The organism is Kitasatospora sp. MMS16-BH015, assembly GCF_002943525.1.
GTDB lineage: Bacteria > Actinomycetota > Actinomycetes > Streptomycetales > Streptomycetaceae > Kitasatospora.
Window position 1 is genome coordinate 3475681 of sequence record NZ_CP025394.1, and the last position, 24888, is coordinate 3500568.

Sequence of the window (24888 nt, forward strand, 5' to 3'; positions counted from 1 at the left end):
CTACTGAGGTGGTCGGTCCGCTGACCCGCGGGCCGGAGGGATGTCCGGTTACGGGACGGACTACTTCTTGCCCGGCTTCTTCTTGCCGGCGATCGCGCGACGCGGGCCCTTGCGGGTACGCGCGTTGGTGTGGGTGCGCTGGCCACGGACGGGCAGGCCACGGCGGTGGCGCAGGCCCTCGTAGCAGCCGATCTCGACCTTGCGGCGGATGTCGGCGGCCACCTCACGGCGGAGGTCACCCTCGACCGTGTAGTTGGCGTCGATCCACTGCGCGAGCTTGACGAGGTCGTCCTCGGAGATGTCGCGGACGCGGACGTCCGGGTTCACACCGGTCTCGGCCAGCGACTGCTGGGCGCGGGTACGGCCGATGCCGTAGACATAGGTGAGGGCGATCTCGATCCGCTTCTCACGCGGGAGATCAACGCCGGCGAGGCGTGCCATTCAAGGCTCCTGTGGTTCTTTCAGAGGTCTTACGTGCTACCTACTCGATGTCTCTCGACAAGGAGCCCCGGCCTCTGTACCGGGGGTGGCAGTCCGTCGGTGAAGACGGATCGGGCAGCCCGCATATGACGTGGTGCGCGTCGCGCGAAGTACTACGAGAAATGCTGGGGAGCGATCAGCCCTGGCGCTGCTTGTGGCGCAGGTTGTCGCAGATCACCATGACCCGGCCGTGACGGCGGATCACCTTGCACTTGTCGCAGATCTTCTTGACGCTCGGCTTGACCTTCATGATTCAGGTTCTCCGGGTCTAGATCTGAACGTTCTTACTTGTAGCGGTAGACGATCCGGCCGCGGGTCAGGTCGTAGGGGCTGAGCTCCACGACGACCCGGTCATCCGGGAGGATGCGGATGTAGTGCATACGCATCTTGCCGCTGATGTGCGCGAGGACCTTGTGACCGTTCTGCAGCTCAACCTTGAACATGGCGTTCGGGAGAGACTCGATCACGGTGCCCTCGATCTCAATGGCGCCTTGCTTCTTTGCCATGAACTGCGAGATCCACCTTCCGGGGACGGCTACCGTATGCGGCACGCTCGTGCGAACCTGGGTTCACCCCGACCCCGGAGGGAAGAGGGCGTGCTGAAGCACGCTACGAGTGAGCCGACGGTCCATCTTACATGATGTGGACACCGACCCTGCCGACGACCGCGGTGCAGGCGGAGCAGCGGTTGGCGGCCTCGGGGATCTCGGTGAGGCACTCGGGGCAGGGGCGCTTGGGGGCCTTGGGCTTCTTCGGCAGGTAGCGGGCGGTCGCCTTGGTGACCGGGAGCACCACGCAGAAGTAGAGCACCGCGGCCGTCATCATGAACGCGATGAACACGTTCAGGAACTCGCCGTAGGGGAACGTGACGTGCAGCACGGTGAACGAGTACTGGCTGAAGTCACCGGTCGCGCCGACCACCACGCCCACCAGCGGGGTGAGGAAGGCCTTCACGAACCCGGTCACCACCGCCGTGAACGCCGAGCCGATCACGATGCCGACGCCCATGTCGACGACGTTGCCGCGCATCATGAAGTCGCGGAAGCCCTTGAGCACTGGATAACCCCTATTGTCCGATTTTGCCTGCGGTCAAGCCCCAGACAATACCGGTTCAGCCCAACGGGTCGGGAGCGGCGGTCACGCCGAGGGCCGCCAGCTGGGCCTTCCCGCCGTCGAAGGCGGTCAGCACCAGCGGGCCCTGCTCGGTGACGGCCACCGAGTGCTCCCAGTGCGAGGCCCAGGTGCCGTCGGTGGTGACGACCGTCCAGTCGTCCTCGAGGATCTCGGTGTGCGGGGTGCCGAGCGAGACCATCGGCTCGATCGCCAGCACGGTGCCGGGCACCAGCTTCGGGCCCTTGCCCCGGCCGCGCTCGACGTAGTTCAGCACGTGCGGCTCCATGTGCATCGCGGTGCCGATGCCGTGGCCGCCGTACCCCTCGGTGATGCCCCACTTGCCCTTGGGCGGCAGCGGCTGGCGGCGGATGTAGCCCTCGATCGCCTTGGAGACGTCGACCAGGCGGTTGTTCTTCTTCATCTGGGCGATGCCGGCCCACATCGAGCCCTCGGTCACCCGGCTGAGCATCTCGACCTCGGGACGGACCTCGCCGACCGCCACGGTGATGGCGGCGTCGCCGTGCCAGCCGTCCACGATCGCACCGCAGTCGATGGAGAAGAGGTCGCCCTCCTGGAGCACCCGCTCGCCGGGGATGCCGTGGACGACCTCGTTGTTGACCGAGGCGCAGATCACGCCGGGGAACCAGAGCCCGCCGTGGTGGGCCCGGAAGTTCGAGGTCGCGCCGTGGTCCGCGATCACCTTGGCCGCGATGTCGTTGATCTCCTGGGTGGTCACCCCGGGGGCGACCGCCTCGCGGCACGCCTTGAGCGCCTCGGCGACGACCAGCCCGGCCACCCGCATCTTCGCGATCTGCTCGGGGGTCTTGATCTCCACCATCTGGTCACGCCTTCCGAAAGTCCTCGCCGCCCGGTCCTTGCCGGGCGGCCGTGCACACTCTTACCACCGTACGACGCCGTACGGCCGTGGCGCCCCGGAGCGGGGTGCCACGGCCGTACGGCGTACCGGTCTGGAACTCAGTTGTCGCGCTTGAGCGCTTCGATCGCCCGGTCGGTGACCTCGTTCACCTTGCCCAGTGCGGAGATGGTCGAGACCACGCCCTGCGCCTGGTAGTAGGCGATGATCGGCTCGGTCTCCGTGTGGTAGACGTCGAGCCGATTGCGCACCGTGTCCTCGTTGTCGTCGGCGCGCTGGTACAGCTCGCCGCCGCACTCGTCGCAGACACCGTCCACGGCCGGCGGGTTGTAGTCCACGTGGTAGACGTGGCTGCCGTCGTTGCGGCACAGCCGGCGGCCGGCGATGCGCTTGACGACCTCGTCCTCGGGGACCTCCAGGTCCAGCACCCCGTCGAGCTTGATGCCCCACTCAGCGAGGATGCCGTCCAGCGCCTCCGCCTGCGCGAGGTTCCGCGGGAAGCCGTCCAGGAGGAAGCCCTGGGCCGCGTCGGCCTGGGCCATCCGGTCCTTGGCCATCCCGATGGTCACCTCGTCCGGCACCAGCTGGCCGGCGTCCATGTAGGACTTGGCCGCCTTGCCCAGCTCGGTGCCCTGGCCGATGTTGGCCCGGAAGAGGTCGCCGGTGGAGATGTGGGGGATGGACAGGGTCTTGGCGAGCAGGTGCGCCTGAGTACCCTTCCCGGCCCCGGGAGGTCCGACGAGGACGATACGCATCAGCGGAGGAACCCTTCGTAATTACGCTGCTGGAGCTGGCTCTCGATCTGCTTCACAGTTTCGAGTCCGACACCGACGATGATGAGGATGCTGGTACCGCCGAACGGGAAGTTAGTCTGCGCGCCGAAGGCCACCAGGGCGATCAACGGGACCAGGGCGATCAGCCCCAGGTACAGCGAACCAGGCCACGTGATGCGGGTAAGCACGTAGTTAAGGTACTCGGCAGTCGGTCGGCCGGCCCGGATGCCCGGGATGAAGCCACCATACTTCTTCATATTGTCGGCAACTTCTTCGGGGTTGAAGGAGATCGCGACGTAGAAGAAGGCGAAGAAGACGATCAGCACGAAGTAGGTGGCCATGTAGATCGGGTGGTCACCCTTGACGAAGTTCGTCCGGACCCAGGTCGCCCAGCCCGCCTGGCTGTTGGTCAGCTGCACCACCAGCGAGGGGATGTACAGCAGTGAAGAGGCGAAGATGACCGGGATGACACCGGCCTGGTTGACCTTCAGCGGGATGTAGGTCGAGGTGCCGCCGAAGGCACGGCGACCGATCATCCGCTTCGCGTACTGCACCGGGATCCGGCGCTGGGCCTGCTCCACGAAGATGACCAGGACCACCACGATCACGCCGACCGCGATGACGCTGAAGAACTCGACCCAGCCGCCCGCGATCTTGCCGGACTGCTTGATGCCCCACATCGAGGCGGGGAAGCCGGCGGCGATCGAGGTGAAGATCAGGATGGACATGCCGTTGCCGATGCCGCGGTCGGTGACGAGCTCGCCGAGCCACATGATCACCGTGGTACCGGCGGTCATCGTGATCACCATGACGGCGATCCGGAAGACCGACTGGTCCGGGACGATCTCGTTGGCGAGCGCGCAGCCCGAGAACAGCGCGCCGCTGGAGGCCGTCGCGACGATGCCGGTGCCCTGGAGCACGGCGAGCGCGATGGTCAGGTAGCGGGTGTACTGGGTGATCTTGGCGGTGCCGGCCTGGCCCTCCTTCTTCAGCGCCTCGAGCCGCGGGATCACCACGGTGAGGAGCTGGAGGATGATGCTGGCCGTGATGTACGGCATGATGCCGAGCGCGAAGATCGTCAACTGGAGCAGCGCGCCGCCGCTGAAGAGGTTGACGAGGCCGAAGAGGCCGCTGCTCTTGGTCGCGCTGATGCACGTGTTGACGGCCTTGAAGTCCACGCCCGGCACGGGGATGTGCGCACCGACCCGGTACAGAGCCACGATGCCCAGCGTGAAGAGCAGCTTCTTGCGCAGGTCGGGCGTCTTGAACGCCCGCGCGAACGCACTGAGCACGGTGCCTCCTGCGCCCCCCGCACGTCGTCGGCGGGAGGGTCGGTCCTGATGAGTGGGGAGCGGGCCGGCGAAGGCCCGGGGTTGCGGGCCCCTCGGGCGGGCTCAGGCAAGCCTGGGCCGGAGCCTACAAGGGAACTCCACGGACTCTAACAGTGTGTGGCCACCAGGAAGAAGCGTGTGTGGCCCCCGCCCCACAGATGAGGTACGGGATGCCCGGATTTGACACACAAAGAGCCCAGCCGCTAGAGCCCCTGGACAAGCGTCAAGCCCCGTGCCTCCCAAGGGAGACACGGGGCTTGACGGATGCGTCAGCTAGCTCAGAGGAGCTCGGTGACCGTACCGCCGGCGGCGGTGATCTTCTCGGCGGCGGAGCCGGAGACGGCGTCGACCGTCACCTGCAGCGCCACGGCGATGTCGCCCTGGCCGAGGACCTTGACGAGCTCGTTCTTGCGAACGGCGCCCTTCGCGATCAGGTCGGCCACGGTGACCTCGCCACCGGCCGGGTAGAGCTCCGCCAGCTTGTCCAGGTTCACGACCTGGAACTGCTTGTGGGCCGGGTTCTTGAAGCCCTTCAGCTTCGGCAGGCGCATGTGGAGGGGCATCTGCCCGCCCTCGAAGCGCGCCGGAACCTGGTAGCGGGCCTTGGTGCCCTTGGTACCACGACCAGCGGTCTTACCCTTGGACGCCTCGCCACGACCCACGCGGGTCTTGGCGGTCTTGGCACCCGGGGCGGGACGCAGGTTGTGGAGCTTGAGCGGGTTGGTGTCCGCCATTTCAGTCCACCTCCTCAACCGTGACGAGGTGACGAACGGTGTGGACCATGCCGCGGATCTCCGGGCGGTCCTCCTTCACCACGGTGTCGTTCAGCCGCTTGAGGCCGAGCGAACGCAGGGTGTCACGGTGGTTCTGCTTGCTACCGATGTACGACTTGGTCTGGGTGACCTTCAGGCGAGCCATCAGGCGCTCACCCCAGCCGCACGGGCCCGGAGCAGAGCAGCCGGAGCCACGTCCTCCAGGGGCAGGCCACGGCGGGCGGCGATCTCCTCGGGGCGGACGAGGCCCTTCAGAGCAGCCACGGTGGCGTGCACGATGTTGATCGCGTTGTCCGAGCCGAGCGACTTCGACAGGATGTCGTGAACGCCGGCGCACTCCAGGACGGCACGCACCGGGCCACCGGCGATAACACCGGTACCGGGGGACGCCGGCTTCAGGAGCACGACGCCGGCGGCCTTCTCGCCCTGGATCGGGTGCGGGATGGTGCCCTGGATACGGGGGACCTTGAAGAAGTTCTTCTTGGCCTCCTCAACACCCTTGGCGATGGCGGCCGGAACCTCCTTCGCCTTCCCGTAGCCGACACCTACGGTGCCGTCGGCGTCGCCCACCACGACCAGCGCGGTGAAGCTGAAACGACGACCACCCTTGACAACCTTGGCGACACGGTTGATCGCGACCACGCGCTCAACGTAAGCGGTCTTCTCGACGGCGGGAGCGTTGCCCCGGTCGTCACGCTTACGGTCACGCCGCTCGCCACCGCCGGTGCCGCCGCCGGCGCCGCTACCGCGGCGCTGGGGTCCAGCCATTGGAATTACCTCTCTCGATTACGTCCGTCGACTGAGCCGACGAGCGGCTTAGAAGTCGAGCCCGGCCTCACGAGCAGCGTCCGCCAGGGCGGCGATGCGCCCCGCGTAACGGTTGCCCGCGCGGTCGAAGACGACCGTCTCGATGCCGGCGGCCTTGGCGCGCTCGGCGACGAGGGCCCCGACCTTCTTGGCCAGCTCGGTCTTGTCGCCCTCGTTGCCCTTGACGGACACGTCGAGGGTGGACGCCGACGCGAGGGTGTGACCCTTGGCGTCGTCGATGACCTGGGCGAAGATGTGGCGGTTGGAGCGGGTCACGACCATGCGAGGACGAACCTCGGTGCCGGTGACGCGCTTGCGCACACGGATCGCGCGACGCTTGCGGGCAGCGTTCTTGTAGCCGTTGCCCTTGCCGATCTTGACAGAAAGACTCATGGCTTACTTACCGCTCTTTCCGACCTTGCGGCGGATGACCTCGCCTGCGTACTTGACGCCCTTGGCCTTGTACGGGTCGGGCTTGCGCAGCTTGCGGATCTTGGCGGAAACCTCGCCGACCAGCTGCTTGTCGATCCCGTCCACGTGGAACTTGGTGGGCGACTCGACCACGAAGGAGATGCCCTCCGGGGCCTCGATCAGGATCGGGTGGCTGTAGCCGAGCTGGAACTCCATGGAGGAGCCCTTCGCTGCGACACGGTAACCAACACCGCTGATCTCGAGCGACTTGCGGTAGCCCGCGGTCACGCCGGTGATCATGTTCGCCACCAGCGTGCGCGACAGGCCGTGGAGGGCCTTCGACTGACGCTCGTCGTTGGGGCGAGTGACGACCAGAGTGCCGTTCTCGTCCTTGCTGATCTCGATCGGCGCGGCGACGACGTGGGTGAGGGAGCCCTTGGCACCCTTCACAACGACCGTCTGGCCATCGATGGTGACGTCCACGCCGGCGGGAACCGGGATGGGCAGCCGTCCAATACGCGACATTGCTGTACCTCCGTTTCCCGAATTACCAGACGTAGGCGAGAACTTCTCCGCCTACGCCCTTCTTGGCGGCCTGCTTGTCCGTGAGGAGACCGGAGGACGTGGAGATGATCGCCACGCCCAGGCCGCCGAGGACCTTCGGCAGGTTGGTGGACTTTGCGTAAACGCGCAGACCCGGCTTGCTGATGCGCTTGATGCCGGCGATGGAGCGCTCACGGTTGGGGCCGAACTTGAGGTCGATGGTCAGCTTCTTGCCGACCTCGCCCTCGGTGGGCTCCTCAACCTTCCAGGAGGCGATGTAGCCCTCCTGCTGGAGGATCTGGGCGACGTGCGCCTTGATCTTGCTAGCCGGCATGGCCACGGTGTCGTGGTAAGCCGAGTTAGCGTTCCGCAGACGAGTGAGCATGTCTGCGATCGGGTCGGTCATGGTCATGGTGGCCTCAGGCCTCTCTCGCCGTGGTTTCTCCGCGCCAGGTCCCCCCGCCGCACTCCGGAGAGTGCGGCGGGGGCACAGACGCAGGGGACCTGCGGCGTTAGTAAGACTGGGTGCGAGCCCTTCAGAAGAAGAGCCGCCCGCATCCATGGGGATGCTGCGGCAGGGGCCCGACCCCACTACCTTACGGGAGACCGTACGGTGACCCAAATCTGGGTGGTGTGGAGTCGGGCACCCTGCTTCGCAGAGTCGACCGCGAGCTGGTGGTTACCAGGAGCTCTTGGTCACGCCCGGCAGCTCGCCGCGGTGGGCCATCTCACGGAGGCACACACGGCACAGGCCGAACTTGCGGTACACCGAGTGCGGGCGGCCGCAGCGCTGGCAGCGGGTGTAACCGCGGACAGCGAACTTCGGCTTGCGCTCGGACTTCGCGATGAGGGACTTCTTCGCCATGTGGTTACGCCTCCTTGAACGGGAAGCCCAGAGCGCGCAGGAGCGCCCGGCCCTCGTCGTCGGTCTGGGCGGTGGTCACGACGGTGATGTCCATACCGCGCTGACGGTCGACCTTGTCCTGGTCGATCTCGTGGAACATGACCTGCTCGGTCAGACCGAAGGTGTAGTTGCCACGGCCGTCGAACTGCTTCGGGGAGAGACCACGGAAGTCACGGATACGCGGCAGGGCCAGCGACACCAGACGGTCCAGGAACTCCCACATGCGGTCACCGCGGAGGGTGACGTGGGTGCCGATCGGCTGGCCCTCGCGCAGCTTGAACTGCGCGATGGACTTGCGAGCCTTCGTCACCGCCGGCTTCTGGCCGGTGATGGCGGTGAGGTCGCGGATCGCGCCCTCGATCAGCTTCGAGTCGCGGGCGGCCTCGCCCACACCCATGTTGACCACGACCTTGACCAGGCCCGGGATCAGCATGACGTTCTCGTACGAGAACTCCTGCTGGAGCTGGGGCTTGATCTCGGCGTTGTAGCGCGTCTTGAGGCGGGGGGCCACCTTCTCGACGTTCTCGATCGTCGTCTCAGACATCAGATGTCCTCACCGGTTCGCTTGGCAACGCGGATCTTGTTGCCCTGGTCGTCGAAGCGGTAACCGACGCGGGTGACGACCTTCTTGCCGTCCTTCTCCACGACCAGCTGGACGTTGGAGACGTGGACGGGCGCCTCGACGGTGACAATGCCACCCTGGGTGCCGGGACCGGGCTTGGTGTGCTTCTTCACCCGGTTGACGCCCTCGACGAGGACCTTGTTGGTCGCGGGCATGGCCTGAATGACCTTGCCCTGCTTCCCCTTGTCCTTGCCGGTGATGACCTGGACCAGGTCACCCTTCTTGATCTTCATGCTGTTCGCCATGAGTTAGAGCACCTCCGGCGCAAGCGAGATGATCTTCATGAACTTCTTGTCGCGCAGCTCGCGGCCCACCGGGCCGAAGATGCGGGTGCCACGGGGGTCACCATCGGTGTTCTTGAGGACGACAGCGGCGTTCTCGTCGAACCGGATGTACGAGCCGTCGGGACGACGGCGCGACTTCACGGTGCGGACGACGACGCACTTGACGACGTCACCCTTCTTGACGGAACCGCCGGGGATCGCGTCCTTGACGGTCGCGACGATGACGTCCCCGATGCCGGCGTAGCGACGACCGGAGCCACCGAGAACGCGGATGCAAAGGATTTCCTTCGCGCCCGTGTTGTCGGCGACACGCAGTCGCGACTCCTGCTGGATCACAGCTTTCTCCTGATCGTCAACGAGAGCTGACGGGCCGGCCGCTGCTCACACCAGCGCCCACGCGGGGCCTGGTGCACATACGGCCGTACCCGAGCAACTTCGTTACTTGGCCTTCTCGAGGATCTCGACGACGCGCCAGCGCTTCGTCGCGGACAGCGGACGGGTCTCCGCAAGCAGGACCCGGTCGCCGACGCCACAGGCGTTGGTCTCGTCGTGCGCCTTCAGCTTGTTCGTACGGCGGATGACCTTGCCGTAGAGCGCGTGCTTGACGCGGTCCTCGACAGCGACGACGACGGTCTTGTCCATCTTGTCGCTGACGACCAGACCCTCGCGGGTCTTGCGGAAGCCGCGGGCCTCGGTCTCAGTGGTGTTCTCAGTCATCAGGCGTTCTCCACCGTCTCGATGCCCAGCTCGCGCTCGCGCATCAGGGTGTAGATCCGCGCGATGTCCTTACGGACGAGCTTGAGCCGTCCGTGGTTGTCGAGCTGCCCGGTCGCCGCCTGGAAGCGGAGGTTGAACAGCTCCTCCTTGGCCTCACGGAGCTTGGCAACGAGACCCTCGTTGTCCAGCTCACGAAGCTCTGCAGCCTTGGTGCCGGCCGACATCAGCTCTCACCGTCCTCGCGCCGAACAATGCGGCACTTCATCGGCAGCTTGTGCGCGGCGCGGGTGAGCGCCTCGCGAGCCACCTTCTCGTTCGGGTACGACAGCTCGAACATGACCCGACCCGGGTGCACGTTCGCGATCCACCACTCCGGCGAACCCTTACCGGAACCCATGCGGGTCTCGGCCGGCTTCTTGGTGAGCGGGCGGTCCGGGTAGATGTTGATCCAGACCTTGCCGCCACGGCGGATGTGACGGGTGATCGCGATACGAGCGGACTCGATCTGACGGTTCGTCACGTAGGCCGGGGTGACGGCCTGGATGCCGAACTGGCCGAACGCCAGCTCGGTGCCACCCTTGGAAGCGCCACGGCGCTTCGGGTGGTGCTGCTTGCGGTGCTTGACCCGACGGGGGATCAGCATGACGGTCAGGCCTCCGTTCCGGTGCTCTCGGCAGCCGGCGCCTCGACCGCGGCCGCGGGGGCCTCGGCAGCGGGACGACGACCACCACGGGCGCCACCGCGCTCGCCGCCACGGCCACCGCGCTCGCCGCCACGCGCGGGGCGGGCGTCGTTGCGGGCCGGACGGTTGCCCGAGCGGGCAGCGGCGTTCTCAGCGCGGACCTCGGCGATGTTCTTGACGTCGCCCTTGTAGATCCAGACCTTCACGCCGATGCGGCCGAAGGTCGTCTTGGCCTCGAAGAAGCCGTAGTCGACGTTCGCGCGCAGCGTGTGCAGCGGCACACGACCCTCGCGGTAGAACTCCGAACGGCTCATCTCGGCGCCGCCGAGACGACCGGAGCACTGGACCTTGATGCCCTTGGCGCCGGACTTCATGGTGCCCTGCATGCTCTTGCGCATGGCACGACGGAAGGAGACGCGGGAGGACAGCTGCTCCGCGACGCCCTGAGCCACGAGCTGGGCGTCCAGCTCGGGGTTCTTGACCTCGAGGATGTTCAGCTGGACCTGCTTGCCGGTCAGCTTCTCGAGGTCGCCGCGGATGCGGTCGGCCTCGGTGCCACGGCGACCGATGACGATGCCGGGGCGAGCGGTGTGGATGTCGACGCGGACGCGGTCGCGGGTGCGCTCGATCTCGACCTTGGAGATGCCGGCGCGCTCCATGCCCTTCGTCATCATGCGACGAATGGCAACGTCTTCCTTGACGTAGTCCTTGTACAGCTTGTCGGCGTACCAGCGGGACTTGAAGTCCGTGCTGATGCCGAGGCGGAACCCGTGCGGGTTAACCTTCTGGCCCATTACCGGGTCCCTTCCTTGCTGCTGACGACCACGGTGATGTGGCTGGTCCGCTTGCGGATCCGGTAGGCACGGCCCTGGGCGCGCGGACGGAACCGCTTCAGGGTCGGGCCCTCGTCAACGTACGCCTCGCTGATGACGAGGTCGTCCACGTTGGAGTGGTTGTAGTTGTGCGCGGCATTGGCAATGGCGCTGTTGAGCACCTTGCCGACCGGCACGGTGGCAGCCTGCGGAGCGAAACGCAGGACCGCCTGGGCCTCCGTGGCACTCATGCCACGGATGAGGTCCACCACGCGGCGGGCCTTCATGGGCGTGACGCGGATGTACCGCGCCTGGGCCCTGGCTTCCATGGTTGTCCCCTTAATGGAGTAAGTCATTGAGTCGTTCTGGCGGTGAAGCTCAGGCGACTAGCGACGCTTCGACTTGCGGTCGTCCTTGACGTGGCCGCGGAAGGTACGGGTCGGAGCGAACTCGCCCAGCTTGTGGCCGACCATCGACTCGGTGACGAACACCGGGACGTGCTTGCGGCCATCGTGAACCGCGATCGTGTGGCCGAGCATGGCCGGGAAGATCACGGAACGACGGGACCAGGTCTTGATGACGTTCTGGGTACCCGCCTCGTTCTGCGCGTCCACCTTCTTCAGAAGGTGGCCGTCGATGAAGGGGCCCTTCTTGAGACTGCGCGGCATCTGACCTGCTCCTAGCGCTTCTTGTTGGTCTTGCGGCGGCGCACGATGAGGGCGTTCGAAGCCTTCTTCGGGCTACGAGTGCGACCCTCCTTCTGGCCCCACGGCGAAACCGGGTGGCGACCACCAGAGGTCTTACCCTCACCACCACCGTGCGGGTGGTCGATCGGGTTCATGGCCACACCACGCACGGTCGGGCGGACGCCCTTCCAGCGCATACGGCCGGCCTTGCCCCAGTTGATGTTCGACTGCTCGGCGTTGCCGACCTCGCCGACGGTCGCGCGGCAGCGCGCGTCGACCAGGCGGATCTCGCCGGAGGGCATGCGCAGGTGCGCCATCTTGCCCTCACGCGCCAGCAGCTGGATGCCGGAGCCGGCGGAGCGGGCCATCTTGGCACCGCCACCGGGACGCAGCTCCACCGCGTGGATGGTGGTACCGACCGGGATGTTGCGGAGCGGCAGGTTGTTGCCCGGCTTGATGTCGGCCGTGGGGCCGTTCTCGATCCGGTCACCCTGCGCGATGCCGCGCGGCGCGATGATGTAGCGCTTCTCGCCGTCCGCGTAGTGCAGGAGCGCGATGCGCGCGGTGCGGTTCGGGTCGTACTCGATGTGCGCGACCTTGGCCGGCACGCCGTCCTTGTCGTGACGACGGAAGTCGATCACGCGGTAGGCGCGCTTGTGACCGCCACCCTGGTGGCGAGCGGTGATACGACCGGCGTTGTTACGGCCGCCCTTGCTGTGCAGGGGGCGAACCAGCGACTTCTCCGGCGTGGACCGCGTGATTTCTACGAAGTCGGCCACGCTGGAGCCACGACGGCCCGGCGTAGTCGGCTTGTACTTGCGGATGCCCATTTGGCTCTCTCGTCCTCGTCCTAATCGACGATCACGATCTCCTGAGTCAGGAGACCGGACCACCGAAGATGTCGATGCGGTTGCCCTCGGCCAGCGTCACGATGGCGCGCTTGGTGTCCTTGCGCTTGCCAAAGCCCGTCTTGGAGCGCTTGCGCTTGCCCTGACGGTTGAGCGTGTTGACCGACTCCACCTTGACCGAGAAGACCGCCTCGACGGCCTGCTTGATCTGGGTCTTGTTGGCGCCCGGCGACACGACGAACGTGTACTTGTTCTCGTCGAGGAGCGAGTAGCTCTTCTCGGAGATGACCGGCTTCACCAGGACGTCACGGGGGTCCGTGAACGTCTTGCTCGTGATCTCTGCAGCCATCAGGCGGCGCTCCCTTCGAGCTCGCCCTCAGCCGCAACGGCCTTGGCGGACGCGGCCGGACCGGCCACGAAACGCTCGAAGGCGGCCTGGGTGAAGACCACGTCGTCGGAGACGAGCACGTCGTAGGTGTTCAGCTGACCGGCGTCCAGGATGTGGACGTTCGGCAGGTTGCGAGCGGACTTGAGGCCCAGCTCGTCCGAGCGCTCGACGACCAGGAGGACGTTCTTGCGGTCGGTGATCTTGCCGAACAGACCCTTGGCGGCCTTGGTCGACGGCGCCTCGACCGCAACGACGTCGGTGATGACGTGGATGCGGTTGTGGCGGGCCCGGTCGGTGAGCGCGCCACGCAGAGCGGCGGCGATCATCTTCTTGGGCGTCCGCTGCGAGTAGTCACGCGGCACGGGGCCGTGCACGACGCCACCGCCGACGAACTGCGGCGCGCGGGTCGAGCCCTGGCGGGCGCGGCCGGTGCCCTTCTGGCGGTACGGCTTCTTGCCACCACCGCGGACCTCGCCACGCGACTTCACCTTGTGCGTGCCCTGGCGGGCAGCGGCGAGCTGCGCGACGACGACCTGGTGCATCAGCGGGATGCTGACCTTGGCGTCGAAGATCTCGGCGGGCAGCTCGAGGCTGCCGGCCTTGTCGCCCGAGGGCGACAGGATGTCAATCGTGCTCATATCCTCACAGCCCCTTCGCCGCGGTGCGGACGAGGACGAGGCCGCCGTTCGGGCCCGGGATTGCGCCCTTGATGAGCAGCAGGCCCTTCTCCGCGTCAACGGCGTGGATGGTCAGGTTCTGGGTGGTCACGCGCTCGTGGCCCATCCGGCCGGCCATCTTCATGCCCTTGAACACGCGGCCCGGGGTGGCGCAGCCACCGATGGAACCGGGCGAGCGGTGCTTGCGCTGCACACCGTGACCGGCGCCGAGGCCCCGGAAGTTGTGGCGCTTCATGACACCGGCGAAGCCCTTGCCCTTGGAGGTGCCGGTCACGTCGACCTTGACACCCGCCTCGAACAGCTCAGCGGTGATCTCCTGGCCGAGGGTGTACTCGGACGCGTCCGAGGTACGGAGCTCGACCAGGTGGCGGCGCGGGGTGACACCGGCCTTGGCGAAGTGACCCGCGAGGGGCTTGTTCACCTTGCGGGGGTCGATCTCGCCGAAGCCGATCTGCACGGAGTCGTATCCGGCGTCACTGTCAGCGGTGTGGACCTGGGTCACGACATTCGGCCCGGCCTTGACGACGGTCACCGGAACGATCCGGTTGTTCTCGTCCCAGACCTGGGTCATGCCGAGCTTCTCGCCCAGGATGCCCTTAATCTGCTTTGCCATCTTCGTCGCGCCTCTCAGAGCTTGATCTCGATGTCGACGCCGGCCGGAAGGTCGAGGCGCATCAGCGAGTCAACGGTCTTCGGGGTCGGGTCGAGGATGTCGATCAGACGCTTGTGGGTGCGCATCTCGAAGTGCTCGCGCGAGTCCTTGTACTTGTGCGGCGAGCGGATGACGCAGTAGACGTTCTTCTCAGTGGGCAGCGGCACCGGGCCCGCGACCTGCGCACCAGTACGAATCACCGTCTCGACGATCTTCTTCGCCGAGGAATCGATGACCTCGTGGTCGTAGGCCTTGAGCCGGATGCGGATCTTCTGTCCCGCCATGGCTACTAGTAGTCCTTTTTGTCCGTGTTGCCTCTACTGCCGACGCCTTCCCATTGCAGAAGGTGCCGGTGGCGTCCCTGGGTGGTACTTCCGACCCCCGCGCTCGGGCGTGTCGCGCTCGCGCTTGCAAAAAATCCGAGAGGGACATACCCTCCGCGGATTTCCTTCGGGGTCGGTGGGCATTGCACCCACCGGGCGCCGGATCGAGGCCCCGCCCACGCTTCCCGGAAGATTCCCGTACGTCCGCCCCGCAGCTGCCGCGGTGTCGCTTACACACCACTACCTCCACACACAGCACGTGGAGATATGAACGGCCATCACGGGAACGACGAGTACATGGGACTCGCTTCCAGTCCTCCCGGCGGGAGGCGCGCAGCATCGGCACTCAACCGAGCAACTTGAACATCCTGCCACAGCCGGAGTGCCCGGCGCCAATCGGTCACCCCGGCTGTGGTACAGGCCACGCTCAGTGCCCCGTCGGCATGCCCGGTGGCGGGGACTGCCTGGTCCAGTCGCCCCCGGCCAGCAGTTCGGGCCGGAGCACGAACGTGCGGAGCTGGTCCATGGTGAGCGGCGGCTCGGCCATGGCCGGCCCGTCGGCCCCCGGGCCGGTGAAGCCCGCCGCCACCGTGACGTGCAGGACCTTGCCGGTGCCGAAGCCCAGGATCGCGTCGTAGCTGCGGCCGAGCGTACGACCGTCGAACGGCTGCGGGTGCTGCTGCGCCGGGAGCTCCTCCAGTCGCAGGCCCCAGCCGCTCCCCACGTCCTGGTAGGCGCAGTTGCTCGCGTTCGCCTCGTTGCCGGTGCAGTCCGGGTTGTCCGGGATGGCGAGCGAGCCCATCACCTGGATCAGGCCGGCCCTGCCGTCCTTGTGCACCACGTAGGTGCCGTCCAGCACCCCGCCGTCCGGGTCGATCGAGCGCAGGTCGTCCAGCTGCTTCAGCTCGCCCGTGCCGGCCGGCACCAGCTGCTGCACGGTGACCCCCGGGTCCGGCTTCACCCGGCTCGGGGTGGGCAGCGTGCGGTCCGGCTTGGGGCTCTCGCCGGTGACGCTCCCGGTGGCCGGCCCGGCGGGGCCCGCGGTGGGCGTCAGGGTGACGGCGAGCACCGCGGCCACGGCGGCCACGGCCGCCCCGGCCAGCGCCAGGCGCCGGCGCCCGCGGCGGATGCGGGCCGCCCCGGCGAACGCCTCCTCGATGCCCAGCCGCGGCTCGCCGGCGCCCTCCGCCGCCCGGCCCAGCAGGGCGTGGACCTCGGCGGCCTCCAGCATGTCCTCGGTGCCGCTCATGCCCACTCCCCCTGGAACTCGTGCGAGTCGCGGGGCAGTACCTTGCGCAGCGTCGCGATCCCGCGCGCCGCGTGGCTGCGCACCGTGCTCTCGGGCATCTTGAGCAGATCGGCGGTGGTCGCCACGCTCAGGTCCTCCCAGTACCGCAGCACCAGCACCGCGCGCTGCTTCACCGGCAGCGCGGCCAGTGCGGCGCGCACGGCGAAGCCGACCACCGCGTCGTGCTCGGCCGCCACCACCTCGGGCACCTCGGCGAAGGCCTGCTCGCGGCGCCAGAACCGCCGCCGCGAGGAGATGAACGTGTTCACCATCGTCCGCCGCGCGTAGGCGTCGACGTTGTCCAGCCCCTTCAGCCGCCGCCAGCCCAGGATCACCTTCACCAGCGTGGCCTGCACCAGGTCCTCCGCCTCGTGCCGGTCCCCGCACAGCAGGTACGCACTCCGGTACAGCGCCTGCTGCCGGGCCGCCACGAAGGCCTGGATCTCTCCCTCGTCCCGCTCCATCCCTCCCCCATCGTTCCGGGCCACCCGACGGCCGGCCTCGCCCCTACAGTGCGCCGGGCCCCGGGCCGCGTTGCAGCTCCCGGTCAGGACGTGCGGATCGCCTCGGCGGCGGTGCCCGGCGCCCCGGCCGCGGGGCCGGGGGTGACCGGGCGGCGCAGCGCCCAGAGCATGGCCAGGGCGGTGGCGGCCGGGCCGGCCGCGAAGGCCAGGCAGACGCGGGTGGCGATGGGGCCGGGGGCGAGCGTGACGGCGGCCAGGACGGCGCTGCCGAGCACCCAGCTGAGGAGCTGGGCGCGGTGGCGGTGGCGGACGATCAGCGCCTGGCCGAGGACCATGCCGAGCAGGTAGCCGAAGGTGCCCAGGACGAGCCAGAGGAAGTCGAGGCGGGTGAGCACGCGGGGGGCGGCGAAGAGCAGGTGGATCAGCCAGGGGCCGAGCACCACGGCCGGCAGGCCGATCAGGGCGGAGAGGGCCGCCACGGCCAGGCAGGCCTTGCGGAGCATCCGGCGGAAGGCCTCGTGCCGGCCCTCCGCCGCCGCGCCGGCCAGGCCGGAGAGCAGTGAGGCCTGCAGGGCGCCGAAGACGAAGATCGGCACCCGGGCCAGCACCAGCGCGCTGAGCAGCGCCGCGACCAGGTCGACCTGGCTGGGTTCGAGCAGCTGGATGGAGAGCACGGCCGCGCTGACCATCCACTGCGCGAGCAGCGTGGAGCAGATCAACAGGCCGAGCCCGCCGACCAGTTCGGGCCAGGCGATGGGTGGCCCCGGCCGCCCGGCGGCGCGCAGCGCGGCGGGCAGGGTGGCGGCCAGCGAGACCAGCGGGGCGAGGGTGAGGATCAGGCTGAAGGCGAGCGCGGAGTGCAGGCCGGCCAGCGAGCAGCCGAAGGCCAGCACGATCCGCAGCACCCCGTCCACGGCCAGCTGGGTGCCGTAGGCGGTGAACAGGCCGAGCCCGGCCAGCAGGCCCCGGCTGAGGTAGCAGAAGGCCATCGTGACGAAGGCCCCGGCCAGCGCGGCGACCAGCTGGCGGTCGCCGTGGAAGAGCAGCCGGGCCAGGGGCCCGGCGAAGACCGCGAGCAGGCCCACCACCACGGCCAGGATGCCGCCGGTGAGCAGCAGGGCCCGCCGCAGCACCGGCGCCGAGCCCTCGCCCCGCACGGTGCGGGCGGCGACGATCCGGGTGAGCTCCTGCTCGATCGGGAAGAACAGGCCGATGCCCACCGACATCACGATGGTCCAGAGCACCGAGACCCCGGCCATGGCCTGGGTGGTCAGGCTGTGCCCGGCCACCGCCAGGTGGAGGTACGAGGCGGCGCCGAGCACCACGGTGCCCCCGGCGACCATCTGGGTGCCGGGGGGCAGGGCGGCGGCGAGCCGGGTTATCGGCTTCATAGGTCGGTCCAAGGTCTAGGGCGGACAGGCCCTAACGGGCGGCGTGGCGGAGCATCGCGGAGACGCCGGGGCGGCCCGCGTGCCGGGCGGCGCCGGGGAGCAGGGTGAGGGCGTGCAGGCGGGAGGAGAGGTGGAGCCGGGCCACTTTGGCGGCCTGGGGCCAGCCGAAGGCCTCCAGTCGGTCGGCCGTCTCCAGGAAGAAGCGCTTGGCCTCCTCGAAGCGGTGGCCGGTGTAGGCCTTGGCGGAGGACTCGCTCTCGGCGTGCCGGCGGTAGCTGAAGCAGACCTCGGGGGTGGTGGCCAGGGTCTCCCCCGCGACCAGCAGGTCGATCACCAGGGCGAGGTCCTGGATGACGCCGAGGTCGGCCCGGAAGCCGTACCGGCGGACGGCGTCGAGGCGCCAGCAGATCGAGGGGAAGTAGAGCCAGTTGCCGCGCAGCAGGCTCACCGCGAGCTCCTCGCCACCGAGCAGCGCCCGGCCGGGGCCCTTGGGGGCGTAGAGCTTGCGCTTGGTGCGGTCGGCGAGGGTGTCGTACGGGAGGCCGTCGCTGCCGATCACCTCGACGCCGGGCTGGATCATCGCGGCCTCGGGCTCGCGGTCGGCGGTGGCCCGCACCACGTCCAGGTAGGACGGGCGCATCAGGTCGTCGCAGCCCATCAGCACCACGTACTCGGCCTCGGCCAGCTCCAGGCAGCGGTTGAAGTTGCCGGTGACGCCGAGGTTGCGCTCGTTGCGGAAGTACCGGACCCGGGGGTCGGCCAGCGCCTCGAACCACTCGGGCACGCCCGGCTCGCGGCCGTCGTCCACGACGGTCAGCCGCCAGTCCGCCCCGTTCTGGGCGAGCACGCTGCGCACGGCGGCCTGCATCTGGGCGAAGTCGCCGTAGTACGGCATGGTGATCTCGAAGCGGTGCATCTGCTCAGACCTCGGCCTCGGCCGCGTACTCGGCCGCGTAGCGGGCCGGGCGGGCGGCGAAGGCGGTGTAGTACGAGGAGCCGGGGGCGAGCTCGCGCAGGTCGCGGGGGATCCGGCGGATCATCGCGAGCAGCAGCACCAGCCCGGCGCGGACCAGGTAGATGGTGGCCTTGACCGGCGAGGCGCTGGGCCGGCCGGTGGTGCGGGCGCGCATGGCGACCGGCACCTGGCGGACGGTGAACCCGCAGCGGGCGGCGCCGACCAGGCTCTCCACGGTGTCGCCGAGGTACTCGACGGGGTACCAGCGGGCGAAGAACTCGATCAGCGGCCGGTTGCAGGCCCGGAAGCCGGAGGTGGTGTCGGTGAGCTTGGCGCCGGTGATCCGGGAGAGCACGGCGGAGAGCAGCCGCATCGCCCAGCGGCGCGGGCCGCGGGCCTGGTACTCGCCCTCGCCGGCGAACCGGGCGCCGATCACCAGGTCGGCCTCGGTGAGCTTCTCGAGCAGGGCGGGCACGTAGGAGGGGTCGTGCTGGCCGTCGGCGTCCACCTGGATGGCCACGTCGTAGCCGTGCAGCTGGGCGTAGCGGTAGCCCAGCCGCATCGCGCCGCCGACGCCGAGGTTGTACGGCAGCCGGGCCACGGCGGAGCCGGCCGCGGCCGCCACCTCGGCGGTGCGGTCGGTGGAGCCGTCGTCGACCACCAGGGTGTCCACGTACGGGAGCTGGCGCTTGATCTCGCCGAGCACGCCGGGCAGGCCGTCGGCCTCGTTCCAGGCCGGGAGGATGATCAGGATGCGGCGGGCGCCGGTCATGAGCTGTGCTCCGGGGTGGAGTCGGCCGAGCTGCGCTGCCGGCCGCCGTCCAGCGGCATGCCCTGCTCGGCGAGGTGGGCGCGGATCAGGGCGACGTCCTCGGCCAGCGTCCTGGTCTCGGCCTCCAGCCGGCTGGCCTCCCAGCTCAGGTGCAGGCTGACCAGCAGCACCAGGACGAAGCCGGCGAAGAGCACCAGGCTGACCCCGGAGGCGACGCCCAGGCGGCGGGCGGTGGAGTCCAGCAGGTGCGGGACGAACCCGAGCGGGGCGATCACCAGCCCTATGCTCAGCCAGATCGCCGCGTACTTCTCCCGCAGCTGCTGCCTGCGCAGCAGCTCCAGGATGTAGGCGAGCACCACGATGCCGGTGATCGAGGTGAGAAAGGAGAGTTGCACTGCCGGTGGCGCCTTCCGTGCGCGGGCGGTCCTCGTGGTGCCAGGCCCCGTGGGTGCCTGTGGTGTCAACAGCGTAGAGCAGCCCGGGGTGACGCCACGGACGGGTGACGCCACCGTGGTGACGCCACCCGCGCAGCCCCTAGGGCTCGTCTTCAGACCCCCGCCTGCGGGGCGTCTGAAGACGAGCTCTAGCCGAGCAGGTCGGCGAAGGCCGGGCGCCGGAGCGCCTCGGCCAGCGAGTCGCGCCAGGCCGGCAGCGGGGCGAGGCCGGCCGCCTGCCAGCGGTCGTGGCCGAGCACGCTGTAGCCCGGGCGGGTGGCCGGGCGGGGGAAGGCGGCGGAGCTGGTGGGCTTGATCCGGTCGGGGTCGAGCCCGGTCAACTCGTAGGCGGTGCGGGCGAGTTCGTACCAGGTGGCGCTGCCGGTGGCGGTGCCGTGGTAGATCCCGGCCGGGGCTTCGGCGGCCCGGCCGAGCGCGACCAGCTGTCCAGCGAGGGCCAACGACCAGGTGGGCTGGCCGAGTTGGTCGTCGACCACGTCCAAACTCGGGCGCTGGGCGGCCAGTTTGAGCATAGTGGCCACGAAGTTGCCGCCGTGCTCACCGTAGAGCCAGGCCGTCCGCACGATGTAGCCGCGCTCCGGCAGGAGTTCGAGCACCGCCCGCTCCCCCACCAGCTTGCTGCGCCCGTAGGCGTTCAGCGGGCCGGTGGCGGCGTCCTCCGGGTAGGGCTGCCCGGCGTCGCCCGGCAGCACGTAGTCGGTGGAGACCTGGATCAGCCGGGCGCCGGTCTGCGCACAGGCCTCGGCCAGGTGGCGAACTCCCGTGCCGTTGACGGCGGTTGCCGCCTCCTCGGCCGTCTCGGCGCCGTCCACGTCCGTCCAGGCGGCGCAGTTGACCACCACGTCATGGCCGGCCACGGCGGCCCACACCGCCGCCGGGTCGGTGATGTCCAGCGCACCGCGGTCCAGCGCCGTCACCGGTGCGTCGCCGAGCACCGAGACCACGTCCCGGCCGAGCATCCCGCCCGCGCCGGTCACCAGCCAGGAGGTCACTTGAGGCCCGCCTTGGCCTTGAGCGGCTCCCACCAGGCGCGGTTGTCCCGGTACCAGGCGACGGTGGCGGCCAGGCCGTCCGCGAAGGAGACCTGCGGCTCGTAGCCCAGCTCGGTGCGGATCTTGGTGATGTCCAGCGAGTACCGCAGGTCGTGGCCCTTGCGGTCGGTGACGTGCTCGACCCGCTCCCAGCCGGTGCCGGTGGCCTCGAGCAGCAGGCCGGTCAGCTCCTTGTTGGTGACCTCGGTGCCGCCGCCGATGTTGTAGACCTCACCGGCGCGGCCGCCGCGCATCACCAGCTCGATGCCCCGGCAGTGGTCGGAGACGTGCAGCCAGTCGCGGATGTTGCCGCCGTCGCCGTACAGCGGCACGGTCTTGCCGTCGATCAGGTTGGTGGTGAAGAGCGGGATGACCTTCTCGGGGAACTGGTAGTACCCGTAGTTGTTGGAGCACCGGGTGACCACCACGTCCATGCCGTGCGTGCGGTGGTAGGCCAGCGCCAGCAGGTCGGAGGAGGCCTTCGAGGCGGAGTACGGGGAGTTGGGCGCGAGCGGCCACTCCTCCGTCCAGGAGCCTTCGGCGATCGAGCCGTAGACCTCATCGGTGGAGACGTGGACGAAGCGGCCGACCCCGTGCTTGCGGGCGGCGTCGAGCAGCACCTGGGTGCCGACCACGTTGGTCAGCACGAAGGGCCCGGCCCCCTCGATCGAGCGGTCCACGTGCGATTCGGCGGCGAAGTGCACGACCACGTCGTGGCCGGCCATCACCTGGTCGACCACCTCCGGGTCGCAGATGTCGCCGCGGACGAAGGAGTACCCGGGGTGGTCGGCGACCGGCGCGAGGTTGACCTCGACCCCCGAATAGGTGAGTTTGTCCAGCACGGTGATGCGAGCGGAGGCGTCCGCGCCGAGCAGCGAACGGACGAACTCCGAACCGATGAACCCGGCTCCGCCGGTCACAAGGATGCGCATAGTTCGCGAAGTGTACCGCCGCACGGCCAATTTCCGGGTTCGTCCGGCTACCCGCCGTCATCGCCTGGATAGGCTGCCGCCATGCGAGGAATTCTGCTGGCCGGTGGGACCGGCTCGCGGCTCTGGCCGCTGACCCGCGCGGTGTCGAAGCAACTGCTCCCGGTCTTCGACAAGCCGATGATCTACTACCCGCTCTCCACCCTGGTGATGGCCGGGATCAGCGAGATCCTGATCATCACCACCCCCGAGGACCAGGAGCAGTTCCGCCGGCTCCTCGGCGACGGCTCGCAGTTGGGGCTGCGCCTGGAGTACGCGGTGCAGGAGCGGCCCGAGGGCATCGCCCAGGCCTTCGTGCTGGGCGCCGAGTTCATCGGCACCGAGGGGGTGGCGCTGATCCTGGGCGACAACATCTTCCACGGCAGCGGCCTGGGCACCCGGCTGGCCGAGCACACCGACGAGAAGGGGGGCCGGGTCTTCGCCTACCCGGTGGCCGACCCGCGCGCCTACGGGGTGGTCGAGTTCGACGCCGAGGGCACCGTGCTCTCGATCGAGGAGAAGCCCGAGAGCCCCAAGTCCCGGTACGCGGTGCCCGGGCTGTACTTCTACGACAACCGCGTGGTGGAGATCGCCCGGGCCCTGGAGCCCAGCGCCCGGGGCGAGTTGGAGATCACCGCGGTCAACGACGCCTACCTGCGCCGGGGCGAGCTGCACGTCACCAAGCTCGACCGGGGCACCGCCTGGCTGGACACCGGCACCTTCGTCTCGATGGTGCAGGCCTCCGAGTTCGTCCGGGTGATCGAGGAGCGCCAGGGCTTCAAGATCGGCTGCCTGGAGGAGACCGCCTGGCGGGCCGGCCTGATCGACGACGACCGGCTGCGCGAGCTCGCCGAGCCGCTGCTCAAGAGCGGCTACGGCCGCTACCTGCTGGACCTGCTGGCCGAGAAGGCCCAGAACGAGGAGAACGTCCGTTGAAGTTCCGCGAGTTGAGCATCCCGGGGGCCTTCGAGATCACCCCGCAGCAGCACGGCGACCCGCGCGGACTCTTCATGGAGTGGTACCGCCACGACCGCCTCGCCGAGGTGGTCGGCCACCCGCTGCGCCTGGCCCAGGGCAACCTCTCGGTCTCGGCCAAGGACGTGGTGCGCGGCATCCACTTCGCCGACACCCCGCCCAGCCAGGCCAAGTACGTCTCCTGCGTGCGCGGCGCGGTGCTCGACGTGGTGGTGGACATCCGGGTCGGCTCGCCGACCTTCGGCCGCTGGGAGTTCGTCCGGCTCGACGACGTGGACCGCCGCTCGGTGTACGTGCCGGAGGGCTTCGGCCACGGCTTCTGCGCGCTGACCGACGACGCCACCCTGCACTACGTCTGCTCCGAGACCTACAACCCCACCGGCGAGCACGCGGTGCACCCGCTCGACCCGGACCTGGCCATCGAGTGGCCCACCGAGGTGCCGCAGCTCTCGGCCCGGGACGACGCCGCGCCCACCCTGGCCGAGGCGCTCAGCGCCGGCCTGCTGCCCTCCTACGAGGAGTGCGTGAAGTACACCGAGTCGCTGAAGGTCTGACAACGCCAGAGGGCCCGCCCCCTCCACCGTCCTGACGGACGGGGAAGGAGCGGGCCCTCTGTTGGTCAGACTGAGCCGGAGCCAGTCAGAACCTCAAGGAAATTACTTGAGGATCTTGGTGACCTGGCCGGCGCCCACGGTACGACCACCCTCACGGATGGCGAACTTGAGGCCCTCCTCCATGGCGATCGGCTGGATCAGCACGACCGTCATGCCGGTGTTGTCGCCCGGCATGACCATCTCGGTGCCCTCGGGGAGGGTCACGACGCCGGTCACGTCCGTGGTACGGAAGTAGAACTGCGGGCGGTAGTTGTTGAAGAACGGGGTGTGACGGCCACCCTCGTCCTTCGACAGGATGTACGACTGGGCCTCGAACTCGGTGTGCGGGGTGACCGAACCGGGCTTGATGATGACCTGGCCGCGCTCGACGTCCTCGCGCTTGATGCCACGGAGGAGCAGACCGACGTTCTCACCGGCCTGGCCCTCGTCGAGGAGCTTGCGGAACATCTCGATACCGGTGACCGTGGTGGTGGTCTTGGTGTCCTTGATGCCGATGATGTCGACGGTCTCGTTGACCTTGAGGACACCACGCTCGATGCGGCCGGTGACGACGGTGCCACGACCGGTGATCGTGAAGACGTCCTCGATCGGCATCAGGAACGGCTGGTCCACGGCGCGGGCCGGGGTCGGGATGGCCTCGTCGACGGCGTGCATGAGGCCGAGGAGCTTCTCGCCCCACTCCTTGTCGCCCTCGAGCGCCTTGAGCGCCGAGACGCGGACGACCGGCAGGTCGTCGCCCGGGAACTCGTACTCGGAGAGGAGCTCACGGACCTCGAGCTCGACGAGCTCCAGGATCTCCTCGTCGTCCACCATGTCGGCCTTGTTCAGGGCGACGACGATGTAGGGGACGCCGACCTGGCGGGCCAGGAGGACGTGCTCCTTGGTCTGCGGCATCGGACCGTCGGTGGCCGCGACGACGAGGATGGCGCCGTCCATCTGGGCCGCACCGGTGATCATGTTCTTGATGTAGTCCGCGTGACCCGGGCAGTCGACGTGGGCGTAGTGACGCGCCTCGGTCTGGTACTCGACGTGCGCGATCGAGATGGTGATACCGCGCTGCCGCTCCTCCGGCGCCTTGTCGATCTGGTCGAACGGCGTGAAGGGGTTGATGTCCGGGTACGCGTCGTGCAGCACCTTGGTGATGGCCGCGGTAAGGGTCGTCTTACCGTGGTCAATGTGACCGATGGTGCCGATGTTGACGTGGGGCTTCGTCCGCTCGAACTTCGCCTTCGCCACTGCAGTCCTCCTGAGGACAGTTCTGTACGCCGTGCTGAC

At 68.6% G+C, this 24888-nt stretch carries 39 protein-coding genes; 2 read left to right on the forward strand and 37 right to left on the reverse strand.

Going from position 1 to position 24888, the window contains the following annotated elements; all coding sequences use genetic code 11:
- Positions 1 to 60: 60 nt before the first annotated feature.
- The 36 genes from rpsM to rfbB all read right to left on the reverse strand — a co-directional run bounded on the left by rpsM (position 61) and on the right by rfbB (position 21988).
- Complete coding sequence (rpsM, locus tag CFP65_RS14895) at positions 61 to 441, reverse strand: 30S ribosomal protein S13 (protein ID WP_104816561.1); 381 nt, start codon at positions 439 to 441, stop codon at positions 61 to 63.
- 175 nt (positions 442 to 616) lie between these two features.
- Complete coding sequence (rpmJ, locus tag CFP65_RS14900; RefSeq protein WP_003956441.1) at positions 617 to 730, reverse strand: 50S ribosomal protein L36; 114 nt, start codon at positions 728 to 730, stop codon at positions 617 to 619.
- A gap of 34 nt (positions 731 to 764) precedes the next feature.
- The gene (gene infA, locus CFP65_RS14905; RefSeq protein WP_003956442.1) at positions 765 to 986 is read right to left on the reverse strand and encodes a translation initiation factor IF-1; all 222 of its coding nucleotides are present in this window, start codon (positions 984 to 986) and stop codon (positions 765 to 767) included.
- Positions 987 to 1113: 127 nt separating this feature from the next.
- On the reverse strand, positions 1114 to 1536 hold the full coding sequence (gene mscL / locus CFP65_RS14910) for a large conductance mechanosensitive channel protein MscL (RefSeq protein ID WP_104816562.1): 423 nt from the start codon (positions 1534 to 1536) through the stop codon (positions 1114 to 1116).
- 55 nt (positions 1537 to 1591) lie between these two features.
- Positions 1592 to 2431: a type I methionyl aminopeptidase gene (map, locus tag CFP65_RS14915; protein WP_104816563.1), complete on the reverse strand. Its 840-nt coding sequence runs from the start codon at positions 2429 to 2431 to the stop codon at positions 1592 to 1594.
- Positions 2432 to 2568: 137 nt separating this feature from the next.
- On the reverse strand, positions 2569 to 3222 hold the full coding sequence (locus tag CFP65_RS14920; protein WP_104816564.1) for an adenylate kinase: 654 nt from the start codon (positions 3220 to 3222) through the stop codon (positions 2569 to 2571).
- Entirely contained in the window at positions 3222 to 4532 is a 1311-nt protein-coding gene (gene secY / locus CFP65_RS14925; protein ID WP_104816565.1) for a preprotein translocase subunit SecY, read from the reverse strand. Before secY ends, CFP65_RS14920 begins: the two co-directional genes overlap by 1 nt.
- Before the next feature lie 317 nt (positions 4533 to 4849).
- Positions 4850 to 5305, reverse strand: coding sequence for a 50S ribosomal protein L15 (gene rplO, locus CFP65_RS14930; protein WP_104816566.1), 456 nt, complete (start codon positions 5303 to 5305; stop codon positions 4850 to 4852).
- 1 nt (position 5306) lies between these two features.
- Positions 5307 to 5489 (reverse strand): 50S ribosomal protein L30, encoded by a 183-nt coding sequence (rpmD, locus tag CFP65_RS14935; protein ID WP_014136270.1) that lies wholly within the window; start codon positions 5487 to 5489, stop codon positions 5307 to 5309.
- Positions 5489 to 6112 carry a 30S ribosomal protein S5 gene (rpsE, locus tag CFP65_RS14940; RefSeq protein ID WP_104816567.1) on the reverse strand — a complete coding sequence of 208 codons (624 nt, stop codon included), beginning with the start codon at positions 6110 to 6112 and terminating at the stop codon, positions 5489 to 5491. Before rpsE ends, rpmD begins: the two co-directional genes overlap by 1 nt.
- A 48-nt stretch (positions 6113 to 6160) precedes the next feature.
- Positions 6161 to 6544, reverse strand: a complete 384-nt coding sequence (gene rplR, locus CFP65_RS14945) for a 50S ribosomal protein L18 (protein ID WP_104816568.1) — start codon at positions 6542 to 6544, stop codon at positions 6161 to 6163.
- Positions 6545 to 6547: 3 nt separating this feature from the next.
- Entirely contained in the window at positions 6548 to 7087 is a 540-nt protein-coding gene (gene rplF / locus CFP65_RS14950; RefSeq protein WP_104816569.1) for a 50S ribosomal protein L6, read from the reverse strand.
- A gap of 22 nt (positions 7088 to 7109) precedes the next feature.
- Complete coding sequence (gene rpsH / locus CFP65_RS14955) at positions 7110 to 7517, reverse strand: 30S ribosomal protein S8 (RefSeq protein ID WP_104816570.1); 408 nt, start codon at positions 7515 to 7517, stop codon at positions 7110 to 7112.
- A gap of 267 nt (positions 7518 to 7784) precedes the next feature.
- Positions 7785 to 7970, reverse strand: a complete 186-nt coding sequence (locus CFP65_RS14960) for a type Z 30S ribosomal protein S14 (RefSeq protein WP_104816571.1) — start codon at positions 7968 to 7970, stop codon at positions 7785 to 7787.
- Positions 7971 to 7974: 4 nt separating this feature from the next.
- Positions 7975 to 8553 (reverse strand): 50S ribosomal protein L5, encoded by a 579-nt coding sequence (gene rplE, locus CFP65_RS14965; RefSeq protein ID WP_104816572.1) that lies wholly within the window; start codon positions 8551 to 8553, stop codon positions 7975 to 7977.
- Entirely contained in the window at positions 8553 to 8864 is a 312-nt protein-coding gene (gene rplX / locus CFP65_RS14970; RefSeq protein ID WP_104820885.1) for a 50S ribosomal protein L24, read from the reverse strand. Before rplX ends, rplE begins: the two co-directional genes overlap by 1 nt.
- A 15-nt stretch (positions 8865 to 8879) precedes the next feature.
- A complete protein-coding gene (gene rplN, locus CFP65_RS14975; RefSeq protein ID WP_030393301.1) occupies positions 8880 to 9251 on the reverse strand; it encodes a 50S ribosomal protein L14 in 372 nt (123 codons plus the stop codon).
- Between the two features lie 102 nt (positions 9252 to 9353).
- Complete coding sequence (gene rpsQ, locus CFP65_RS14980; RefSeq protein WP_104816573.1) at positions 9354 to 9632, reverse strand: 30S ribosomal protein S17; 279 nt, start codon at positions 9630 to 9632, stop codon at positions 9354 to 9356.
- Positions 9632 to 9856, reverse strand: a complete 225-nt coding sequence (rpmC, locus tag CFP65_RS14985) for a 50S ribosomal protein L29 (protein WP_030055825.1) — start codon at positions 9854 to 9856, stop codon at positions 9632 to 9634. The genes rpsQ and rpmC overlap by 1 nt, the downstream gene beginning before the upstream one ends.
- Positions 9856 to 10275 carry a 50S ribosomal protein L16 gene (rplP, locus tag CFP65_RS14990; protein ID WP_030300385.1) on the reverse strand — a complete coding sequence of 140 codons (420 nt, stop codon included), beginning with the start codon at positions 10273 to 10275 and terminating at the stop codon, positions 9856 to 9858. Before rplP ends, rpmC begins: the two co-directional genes overlap by 1 nt.
- Before the next feature lie 5 nt (positions 10276 to 10280).
- Complete coding sequence (rpsC, locus tag CFP65_RS14995; protein ID WP_104816574.1) at positions 10281 to 11108, reverse strand: 30S ribosomal protein S3; 828 nt, start codon at positions 11106 to 11108, stop codon at positions 10281 to 10283.
- Positions 11108 to 11455, reverse strand: a complete 348-nt coding sequence (gene rplV, locus CFP65_RS15000; RefSeq protein ID WP_057231334.1) for a 50S ribosomal protein L22 — start codon at positions 11453 to 11455, stop codon at positions 11108 to 11110. The genes rpsC and rplV overlap by 1 nt, the downstream gene beginning before the upstream one ends.
- 57 nt (positions 11456 to 11512) lie before the next feature.
- Entirely contained in the window at positions 11513 to 11794 is a 282-nt protein-coding gene (rpsS, locus tag CFP65_RS15005; protein ID WP_030055821.1) for a 30S ribosomal protein S19, read from the reverse strand.
- An 11-nt stretch (positions 11795 to 11805) separates the two neighbouring features.
- Complete coding sequence (gene rplB / locus CFP65_RS15010) at positions 11806 to 12642, reverse strand: 50S ribosomal protein L2 (RefSeq protein ID WP_104816575.1); 837 nt, start codon at positions 12640 to 12642, stop codon at positions 11806 to 11808.
- Positions 12643 to 12688: 46 nt separating this feature from the next.
- Positions 12689 to 13009: a 50S ribosomal protein L23 gene (rplW, locus tag CFP65_RS15015; RefSeq protein WP_063348967.1), complete on the reverse strand. Its 321-nt coding sequence runs from the start codon at positions 13007 to 13009 to the stop codon at positions 12689 to 12691.
- The gene (gene rplD / locus CFP65_RS15020) at positions 13009 to 13686 is read right to left on the reverse strand and encodes a 50S ribosomal protein L4 (protein ID WP_104816577.1); all 678 of its coding nucleotides are present in this window, start codon (positions 13684 to 13686) and stop codon (positions 13009 to 13011) included. The genes rplW and rplD overlap by 1 nt, the downstream gene beginning before the upstream one ends.
- A gap of 4 nt (positions 13687 to 13690) precedes the next feature.
- Positions 13691 to 14338 (reverse strand): 50S ribosomal protein L3, encoded by a 648-nt coding sequence (rplC, locus tag CFP65_RS15025; RefSeq protein ID WP_104816578.1) that lies wholly within the window; start codon positions 14336 to 14338, stop codon positions 13691 to 13693.
- A gap of 14 nt (positions 14339 to 14352) precedes the next feature.
- On the reverse strand, positions 14353 to 14661 hold the full coding sequence (gene rpsJ / locus CFP65_RS15030; RefSeq protein WP_012785157.1) for a 30S ribosomal protein S10: 309 nt from the start codon (positions 14659 to 14661) through the stop codon (positions 14353 to 14355).
- 466 nt (positions 14662 to 15127) lie between these two features.
- Complete coding sequence (locus tag CFP65_RS15035; protein WP_104816579.1) at positions 15128 to 15949, reverse strand: hypothetical protein; 822 nt, start codon at positions 15947 to 15949, stop codon at positions 15128 to 15130.
- A complete protein-coding gene (locus CFP65_RS15040) occupies positions 15946 to 16452 on the reverse strand; it encodes a SigE family RNA polymerase sigma factor (RefSeq protein ID WP_104816580.1) in 507 nt (168 codons plus the stop codon). Before CFP65_RS15040 ends, CFP65_RS15035 begins: the two co-directional genes overlap by 4 nt.
- Positions 16453 to 16535: 83 nt before the next feature.
- The gene (locus CFP65_RS15045) at positions 16536 to 17843 is read right to left on the reverse strand and encodes a lipopolysaccharide biosynthesis protein (protein ID WP_104816581.1); all 1308 of its coding nucleotides are present in this window, start codon (positions 17841 to 17843) and stop codon (positions 16536 to 16538) included.
- Positions 17844 to 17874: 31 nt separating this feature from the next.
- Positions 17875 to 18759 carry a glycosyltransferase gene (locus CFP65_RS15050; protein WP_104816582.1) on the reverse strand — a complete coding sequence of 295 codons (885 nt, stop codon included), beginning with the start codon at positions 18757 to 18759 and terminating at the stop codon, positions 17875 to 17877.
- A 4-nt stretch (positions 18760 to 18763) separates the two neighbouring features.
- The gene (locus tag CFP65_RS15055; protein ID WP_104816583.1) at positions 18764 to 19570 is read right to left on the reverse strand and encodes a glycosyltransferase family 2 protein; all 807 of its coding nucleotides are present in this window, start codon (positions 19568 to 19570) and stop codon (positions 18764 to 18766) included.
- Positions 19567 to 19965 carry a DUF2304 domain-containing protein gene (locus CFP65_RS15060; RefSeq protein ID WP_104816584.1) on the reverse strand — a complete coding sequence of 133 codons (399 nt, stop codon included), beginning with the start codon at positions 19963 to 19965 and terminating at the stop codon, positions 19567 to 19569. Before CFP65_RS15060 ends, CFP65_RS15055 begins: the two co-directional genes overlap by 4 nt.
- Before the next feature lie 188 nt (positions 19966 to 20153).
- Positions 20154 to 21017, reverse strand: a complete 864-nt coding sequence (gene rfbD / locus CFP65_RS15065) for a dTDP-4-dehydrorhamnose reductase (protein WP_104816585.1) — start codon at positions 21015 to 21017, stop codon at positions 20154 to 20156.
- Positions 21014 to 21988 (reverse strand): dTDP-glucose 4,6-dehydratase, encoded by a 975-nt coding sequence (gene rfbB / locus CFP65_RS15070; RefSeq protein WP_104816586.1) that lies wholly within the window; start codon positions 21986 to 21988, stop codon positions 21014 to 21016. Before rfbB ends, rfbD begins: the two co-directional genes overlap by 4 nt.
- Before the next feature lie 81 nt (positions 21989 to 22069).
- Here rfbB and rfbA point away from each other — a divergent pair, with 81 nt between their 5' ends.
- Positions 22070 to 22960: a glucose-1-phosphate thymidylyltransferase RfbA gene (gene rfbA / locus CFP65_RS15075; protein ID WP_104816587.1), complete on the forward strand. Its 891-nt coding sequence runs from the start codon at positions 22070 to 22072 to the stop codon at positions 22958 to 22960.
- Positions 22957 to 23553 (forward strand): dTDP-4-dehydrorhamnose 3,5-epimerase, encoded by a 597-nt coding sequence (gene rfbC, locus CFP65_RS15080; protein ID WP_104816588.1) that lies wholly within the window; start codon positions 22957 to 22959, stop codon positions 23551 to 23553. Before rfbA ends, rfbC begins: the two co-directional genes overlap by 4 nt.
- Before the next feature lie 102 nt (positions 23554 to 23655).
- Here the strand turns inward: rfbC and tuf are convergent, their stop codons facing one another.
- Positions 23656 to 24849 (reverse strand): elongation factor Tu, encoded by a 1194-nt coding sequence (gene tuf, locus CFP65_RS15085; RefSeq protein WP_104816589.1) that lies wholly within the window; start codon positions 24847 to 24849, stop codon positions 23656 to 23658.
- Between the last annotated feature and the right edge of the window lie 39 nt (positions 24850 to 24888).